Below are 7414 nucleotides of genomic sequence, written 5' to 3'. Positions count from 1 at the left end.
GCGCCAAGATGATAGAGCTTTTCCTGCTGGGATTCGAGATTGGATTGAATGTCTCTTAAGCTTTGCCGACAAGAAAGTTGGGACATCAATATGGCAACAAACTGATCCCAGCGGGTAGCTGATCTTAATTTTTGCCCAGAGTGGTGCAGTTTAGCCAGACGTTCAAAATCTTGTCTTAGAATGGGTTTGAGTAATTGATGAAATACGGTATTCTGATGTGACAAAACCTGAGTCCTTTATAGTTAAAGTGTTTGTTTGCACTCATATTTTAACTATTTAGACTCAGGTTTTTTTATTTAAAGCAAACTATGGGACAGTAGTGGCTTCGGCTCCTTTTTTTAATGAATGTAAAAAAATATTGGGCAGAATAAAGAAATCGCTTAAACTTGTGCTTTTATTGCTAACTATAAAAAGAGCGTATACATGCAAAGTAATAATCCAATTTTAACTCGTGTTGAAACCTATAGTGACTTGGCTGAGCCCATGACCATTCAAGGAGCGATTCAAAAATCGGTTCTTTTGACTGTGATCGCAGCGGTTCTCGGAATGGCTCTATTTTTCTATTGTGCATTCACAGCAAATCTTTCGATTGCATATGCAGCGGCAATCGTCGGGGCAATTGGCAGTTTTGTTCTAGCTTTGATTACAACATTTAAATCCAATACAGCACCTGCTTTAGCAATTCCTTATGCTTTATTTGAAGGTGCATTTTTAGGTGGTATTTCTTTTATTTTCCAACTGAAATTTCCAGGTGTTCCGTTACAAGCTTTACTTGCAACATTTGTGACCACATTAGTTCTATTTGGTTTATATAAATTCCAAATCATTCGTGCAACTGAGAAATTCAAAGCAGTGGTGATCTCAGCATCTATTGCAATAGCTTTGGTATTTGTCGTTCAGATCATCATGAGTTTGGCATTTAGTTCAAGTATTCCTTATATCTTTGAAAGTAACTGGTTAGGTATCGGTTTTGCAGCTTTTGTTGCGGTAATTGCCTCACTGAACTTAATTTTAGATTTTGATTTAATTGAAAGTGCCTCAGCACAACGTGCTCCGAAAGCATTTGAATGGTTATGTGCAATTGCACTGTTAGCAACTTTGGTATGGATGTATTACTCATTTATGCGTTTGTTGAGTCTGATCCAAGGTGATGACTAACGAATTATTATCTTAAAAAGAAAATCGCCTTCATCTGAGGGCGATTTTTTTATGCAAGTTTGTAAAAAAGATGGATTATGCAATTCCGAAAAATAAGGAATGTTGGCATGATGTGGTGAAAATTTTTCGAGTGAGAATAAGATGTCACAAGGACTTTTAGCTGGTAAACGTTTTTTAATCGCTGGTATTGCAAGCAAATTATCAATTGCATACGGTATCGCTGCTGCATTACATCGTGAAGGTGCGGAGCTTGCGTTTACTTATCCAAATGAAAAGTTGAAAAAACGTGTTGATGATTTTGCAGCACAGTTTGGTTCGAGCTTAGTTTTCCCTTGTGATGTAGCTGTTGATGCAGAAATTGATGGTGCATTTGCTGAGTTAGCAAAACATTGGGACGGTTTAGATGGTGTTGTGCATTCAATCGGTTTCGCACCAGCACATACATTAGATGGTGACTTCACAGACGTGACAGATCGTGATGGTTTCAAAATCGCACATGACATTAGCGCGTATAGCTTTGTTGCGATGGCACGTGCTGCAAAGCCTTTATTACAAGCACGTCAGGGTTGTTTATTGACTTTGACTTATCAAGGTTCTGAGCGTGTGATGCCAAACTATAACGTGATGGGGATGGCTAAAGCATCTTTAGAAGCGGGTGTTCGTTATTTAGCGCTAAGCTTGGGTAAAGAGGGGATTCGTGTGAATGCGATCTCTGCGGGTCCAATCCGTACATTGGCTGCATCTGGTATCAAATCATTCCGTAAAATGTTGGATGCCAATGAAAAAATTGCTCCATTACAACGTAATGTAACCATTGAAGAAGTGGGGAATGCAGCATTATTCCTTTGTTCACCGTGGGCTTCAGGTATTACGGGTGAAATCCTTTATGTTGATGGTGGTTTCAATACTGTAGGTATGAGCCAGTCAATGATGGATGATGAATAATTAGATTAATCTAAATTATTGAATAAAGCCGCTTTTATAGCGGCTTTGTTTTTTTATAAAGTAGTGGGTTTTTAAAAATCATTATATTACAGTTAGATAATATTGCGTCGAATTTTCTCAGCTCCAGCAATTTTGACTTTATAGCCTCTCTGTGAAAGATTGTCGAATACTAGAGTTAAATTAACTTTACTAAAAAAAGGAAGGTGCTGTTTGATGTTGACACTATCATCACCAAGAATCAAAAATACAATTTCATAATCTGTACTTTTTAAGCCATCTATTGGAACGAGTTCAGTTGAATCAGGAGCAATACCACGTAATACCTTCCGCGCTTGTTTCCTGAAAGCTTTATCACCAAGCATGACTTCTGCTGATACGCTACCTTGCGCGAATAAATGACTTAAACCAGCAGAACCGCCTTTTCGGTGCTTAACATGTATCAGTTGCTTATCGTTCGTTAAAAGATCGCATAGTTCGATAGGTGACGTAGTCTTAGAACATTTTACCAGCTTTTTATCCAATAAATGATAGCCTAATTGATTAGCCACTCGCTCGTTGTAAGAGCCTTCAGTCTCGATTTTACTCTCTTTATTTTCCTCCCAAACTTCAACGCCAGGAAATACAATATCACTGATACCTATCGAGGCTAATACAGTATCAATACCACTCATGAAAGATTTATCTATTTCGTACCAATTTCCGCCGAAAATTATATTTTTTGTGTTACCACTATCTAGCTCGAAGTATAGGCAGTTGTATATTGAATAATTAAATTCATTATTGTGTATATCTGTGACGTAGAGACGGTCTCTGTAAAGAGACTCGACAGAAACGGAATCGAGATTAATATTATCAAGATACTTATTGGTGTCAATTGTTGGAGATAGTTCACTCTTAGACCTAGTGAAACTGAAACCAAGCACCGAATCCCATTCAATAATCTCAGGTAAAGTAATAACTATAGCTGTATCTTGAGTTTTTATCGCTTCAATTAGTGAGGCATTTAAAGTTGAAATTGATGCTGAATCTTTGACACGCCTGATATTATCGACCCAACCGAATGAGTTTTTATAAAGTTCTAGCTCGTAATATCCAAGAAGGTCTGCTGCAATTTGAGGAATGTCTTCGACTAACATCTCTACGTCAAAGGAATAAATAGCATCACCACCAGAAATGTTCTTGTACCCTACATTTATTCTAGGAGAACCTGTGACAGAACGAAGAACATCCCGAAATATGTCAATGCCAAACACGCTTGCTTCTGACCCTCGTGGTGCTTGGGACTTCTTTTGAATTGGTTGATCTTCAAGAGTATGAAGGTCAACACTTCGTAAGCTCTTATGATTAAGCGTATTCAATGCTGTTTTTAGTCCAAAATCTTGTTCGAAATATCCTAGATTAAGTAGAAAGCGACCATATCCAAAGGTAAATGCGAGAACTCTACCATCAACTCTAATGATTAGAACGGCAGAACTAGACTTATTAGAAATTTGGTCTATTTCTTTACCGACGAGTGCATCTGCCAAGAGTGCCCATTGTGGTCGTTTTTCTTTAGTTTTTTTTATATACAGTGCACCTTCAAAGTTATGTTGCTCTAGAATCTTTAACTGTAAGACATCTGCATCAGAGCATAGGAATTCTTTGAAATTACTCATCCCATATTCCGCTTTTGCCAGTAAGGTATTTAGTTTCCTATACGGTTTTTTATCTGGCATATTTCCCCCTATGGTGGATGAAGAAAATGGAAGTGTTGTATAAATAATTGGATTTTTATCTTATTTTGATCAGCATATAAAACAGTAATATTTGCGTCAATGCATAGATTTGATGAAAATAAAATCAAAAATTCTCAGCCCATTCAAAATGAGCTAAGAACTGTAAGTGAGTAAACAATAACAAATCGTGTGTTATTGCTCAGGTAGTTCTTTCACAGGGCTTCCGCCAAGTGCTTGCATTAGCGTCACATAAGCATTGTATTGACTTTGCTTGGTTTCAACTAAGCTGAGTCGTGCATTACGTGTAGTTTCTTGCGCATCTAGTAAGTTCTTTAAGGCAATTGCACCATTGCGATAACGCACTTCGGTAAGTCGCTCAGTTTTATTAGCTAACTCGACATTGCGTTGTTGCAGTTGTACTTGCTGATTCAGTTGAGTTCGATTCGACAAGGCATTTTCTACATCAGCGAAAGCTTGGTATAGCGTTTGGCGATATTGAGTAATCGCTTTCTCATATTCAAGATCACTAATCGCAATATCTTTCTTCATATCATTATATTGAAGAAAGGGTAGGCTTAAACTCGCACCTAAAGTGAGTGCAGGATTTTTCAAAAGTTGTGTCAGTGATGTACTCGAAGCACCTAAATTACCTGTGAGATTAATCGAAGGGTAGTAACTGGCTTTGGTTGCATCCTTATTCGATAGTGTTTTACGTAGACGTAATTCTGAAGCTTGTAAATCTGGGCGACGCGACAAAATATCCGCAGGTAGCCCCACAGCGATATTCGGCAGAGCATTTCTTGGGAGCTGTTTCGGTTCTTGAATATTCAGTTGCTGTACAGGCATATGTAGCAATACTGCAATGGCTGTACGTGTTTCTACACGTTGTTGTTCAATCTGACTCAAACTGGCTTTTTGGCTTTGAACCGATTGTTCTGCTTGAGTTAAATCTAAACCTGAAACCGCACCTGCTTTGTATTGTGATTGCACTAATTCATAAATTTTCTGTGTAGAAGCTAAATTCTGTTGGATGGTGTTATATCGCTCATTTAAATAACCCAATTGCCAATATAGTTTGGCTGTGGTGGCAACTAAACTTTGCGCGGTTGCTTGTAAGTCTTGTGCACTTGCAAGAACTTCCCAACGACTCGCTTCTGTTTGATTGGCAAGTTTACCAAATAAATCTAACTCATAACTGACACCCACACTGGTCGATAAACCACGATCAGTACCATTTCCTGAGCTTAGATCATAGTTATGACCTGTTGACACACTTGAACTGGTACGGATGCCTTGTTGGTTTTCAGCTAAGCCAGCTTGTAAGCGAGCTTGTTTCAGTGTGATACCAGCAACTATAAGATCACTGTTTTTAGCGAGAACTTGTTCAACCAACTGATTGAGCTGAGCATCATTAAAGAGTGTCCACCATTGATCGCTCAGATTTACATTTTTGTTCTTTTGCACATCATATTGGAACTGTTGAGGAACCTGTACCGATGGCGAGTTGTATGGTGTTTTAACAACAGCAGAACAGCCAGCTAAAGAACCTGTGAGTGCCAGTGCTAATCCTAATTTTTTAAAATGAAAAGACATACTCAAATTCCTTATTCTCTTGCTAGTGCTGCAACTGGATCGAGTTGCGCCGCATTTCGTGCTGGTAAGAAACCAAAAACGATACCAATCAGACTAGAACATACAAATGCTGCAACAATAGATGTCGTTGAATAGCTCATCTCAATAATGCCTTTGGCAAAGTGTCCGATAATTTGTCCAATCCCAAGTGAAAGCAATACACCTAGCACGCCCCCCAGTAAGCAGACCAAAATCGCTTCGATCAAGAACTGCTGCAAAATATCACTTTGTCGAGCACCCACCGCCATTCGGACACCAATTTCTTGGGTACGTTCGGTGACTGAAACCAACATAATATTCATGACCCCAATACCACCCACGACCAGTGAAATGACAGCAATTGCTGAAATTAACAACGTCATTGTCGCTGTGGTTTGCTCGATCGTTTCACGAATACTATCGGAGTTTTGGGTAAACACATCTTGAGCACCATGACGTTGTTCAAGTAAGGTCAGGATTGCATTTTCAGCAGCACTACTTGGGTATTCATCCTTGATTCGCACGATGATGCTGCGAACGTTCGATTGTCCAAGCATTCGGCTCATTACCGTTGAATAGGGAAGATATACATTCAAGCTGTCGGAACTACCCATGAAACCTTGTTGCGCATCTATGACACCAATCACTCGACTCGGTACACTGCCCAATAAAATCACTTGACCAACTGGATTAGTACCATCTGAGAAAAAGGTTTTCTCGGTATTCGTATCAATGACCACATCCTGTGCGCGTTGGGTCACACTACCTTTATCAAAAGGTTGTCCCGATTTAAAAGTCATACCGCGCACATAGAAGAAATCCGAACTTACACCATTGACGGTTGCAGATGCTTCAGTTTCTTTAAAACGTAAGGTCACACTTGTATTAACAGAAGGACTGACTCCATCAACATAAGGTTGTTCTGAAAGTGCATCTGCGTCCGCAGGTACAAGTGTTTTGGTTTGTGAGGCTCGTGAGTTGTCACCAAATCCTCGTCCTTGGTACACAGTAATGGTATTCGTACCGAGACTACTAATATTTTCAAGAATTTGCTTCTGAGACCCATTACCCAATGCAACCACTGAAACTACAGATGCAATTCCGATAATAATCCCGAGCATGGTCAAAAAGGTACGCATTCGATGGGCATTCATCGCTAGCAATGCCATACGGAACGCTTCACCTAAGCGATCAAAGAAAGATCGCCAAGCTGAGGTTTTCTTTTGCGGTGAGCGTTGTAGTGTCTGACGTTCTACATCAGGATCATCATTTTCAGGTGTATTAGCGCGATCTGAAATAATATTGCCATCACTGATTTCAATAATACGGGTCGCGTTTTTTGCTACATTGAGATCATGTGTAACTAAGATGATGGTATGACCTTTAGCATTGAGTTCACGCAAAATACGCATGACTTCAATACCGCTATTCTTATCCAATGCTCCTGTTGGCTCATCGGCAAGAATCACGTCACCGCCGTTCATTAATGCACGTGCGATCGAAACGCGTTGCTGTTGACCACCTGAAAGTTGACTTGGACGATGATGTAGACGCTCCTCTAAGCCAAGTTCAGAGAGCAATTCAGCCGAACGTTCCTGACGAAGATGACTATCGACACCTGCATAAATTGCAGGGACTTCAACGTTACCAGATGCACTCAAATCACCGAGTAAGTGATAACGCTGGAAAATAAAACCAAAATATTCTCGGCGTAATTGGGCAAGTTCATCAGGTTCAAGTTGACGTGTTTCACGTCCGTTGACCAAATAACTGCCTGAACTAGGTTTGTCTAAGCACCCTAAAATATTCATGAGTGTGGATTTACCTGATCCAGATTGCCCAACAATGGCAACCAATTCACCCGCATAAATTTTTAAATCAATGCCTTTGAGGATTTGGACTGTACCTTCACCTGCAGGGAATTCCCGAGTCAGGTTGCTGACTTCAAGTAGCGGCTGTGACGAATGCGTTTGATTTTGAGTCAT

Annotated in this window: 6 protein-coding genes; 2 read left to right on the top strand and 4 right to left on the bottom strand. The window is 39.7% G+C overall.

What is annotated here, in order from left to right:
- On the bottom strand, positions 1 to 224 hold a 224-nt coding region (locus F948_RS15970), incomplete at its 3' end, for a DUF4372 domain-containing protein (protein ID WP_155118014.1).
- 199 nt (positions 225 to 423) lie between these two features.
- Between F948_RS15970 and F948_RS05565 the strand changes: the two genes are divergently transcribed.
- Both F948_RS05565 and F948_RS05560 read left to right on the top strand, forming a co-directional pair.
- A complete protein-coding gene (locus tag F948_RS05565) occupies positions 424 to 1158 on the top strand; it encodes a Bax inhibitor-1/YccA family protein (RefSeq protein ID WP_004960928.1) in 735 nt (244 codons plus the stop codon).
- Positions 1159 to 1299: 141 nt separating this feature from the next.
- Positions 1300 to 2103 (top strand): enoyl-ACP reductase FabI, encoded by an 804-nt coding sequence (locus F948_RS05560; protein ID WP_004955561.1) that lies wholly within the window; start codon positions 1300 to 1302, stop codon positions 2101 to 2103.
- 92 nt (positions 2104 to 2195) lie between these two features.
- Here F948_RS05560 and F948_RS05555 read toward each other — a convergent pair whose 3' ends face one another.
- The 3 genes from F948_RS05555 to F948_RS05545 all read right to left on the bottom strand — a co-directional run bounded on the left by F948_RS05555 (position 2196) and on the right by F948_RS05545 (position 7414).
- The gene (locus F948_RS05555; RefSeq protein ID WP_004960926.1) at positions 2196 to 3818 is read right to left on the bottom strand and encodes a TIGR04141 family sporadically distributed protein; all 1623 of its coding nucleotides are present in this window, start codon (positions 3816 to 3818) and stop codon (positions 2196 to 2198) included.
- Positions 3819 to 4010: 192 nt separating this feature from the next.
- On the bottom strand, positions 4011 to 5411 hold the full coding sequence (locus F948_RS05550; RefSeq protein ID WP_004960925.1) for an efflux transporter outer membrane subunit: 1401 nt from the start codon (positions 5409 to 5411) through the stop codon (positions 4011 to 4013).
- A gap of 11 nt (positions 5412 to 5422) precedes the next feature.
- On the bottom strand, positions 5423 to 7414 hold the full coding sequence (locus F948_RS05545) for a MacB family efflux pump subunit (protein WP_004960923.1): 1992 nt from the start codon (positions 7412 to 7414) through the stop codon (positions 5423 to 5425).

Origin of the sequence: Acinetobacter junii CIP 64.5 (genome assembly GCF_000368765.1) — a bacterium.
In the GTDB taxonomy this organism is placed as follows: domain Bacteria; phylum Pseudomonadota; class Gammaproteobacteria; order Pseudomonadales; family Moraxellaceae; genus Acinetobacter; species Acinetobacter junii.
The sequence above is the reverse complement of the archived record's forward strand: the minus strand, read 5'-3'. Positions and strand labels throughout refer to the sequence as shown.

What these genes read in the sequence shown, in the direction of transcription:
- F948_RS05545 (WP_004960923.1), bottom strand. Translation starts at nt 7,414, where the DNA reads ATGACTCAAAATCAAACGCATTCGTCACAGCCGCTACTTGAAGTCAGC.
- F948_RS05550 (WP_004960925.1), bottom strand. Translation starts at nt 5,411, where the DNA reads ATGTCTTTTCATTTTAAAAAATTAGGATTAGCACTGGCACTCACAGGT.
- F948_RS05560 (WP_004955561.1), top strand. Translation starts at nt 1,300, where the DNA reads ATGTCACAAGGACTTTTAGCTGGTAAACGTTTTTTAATCGCTGGTATT.
- F948_RS05555 (WP_004960926.1), bottom strand. Translation starts at nt 3,818, where the DNA reads ATGCCAGATAAAAAACCGTATAGGAAACTAAATACCTTACTGGCAAAA.
- F948_RS05565 (WP_004960928.1), top strand. Translation starts at nt 424, where the DNA reads ATGCAAAGTAATAATCCAATTTTAACTCGTGTTGAAACCTATAGTGAC.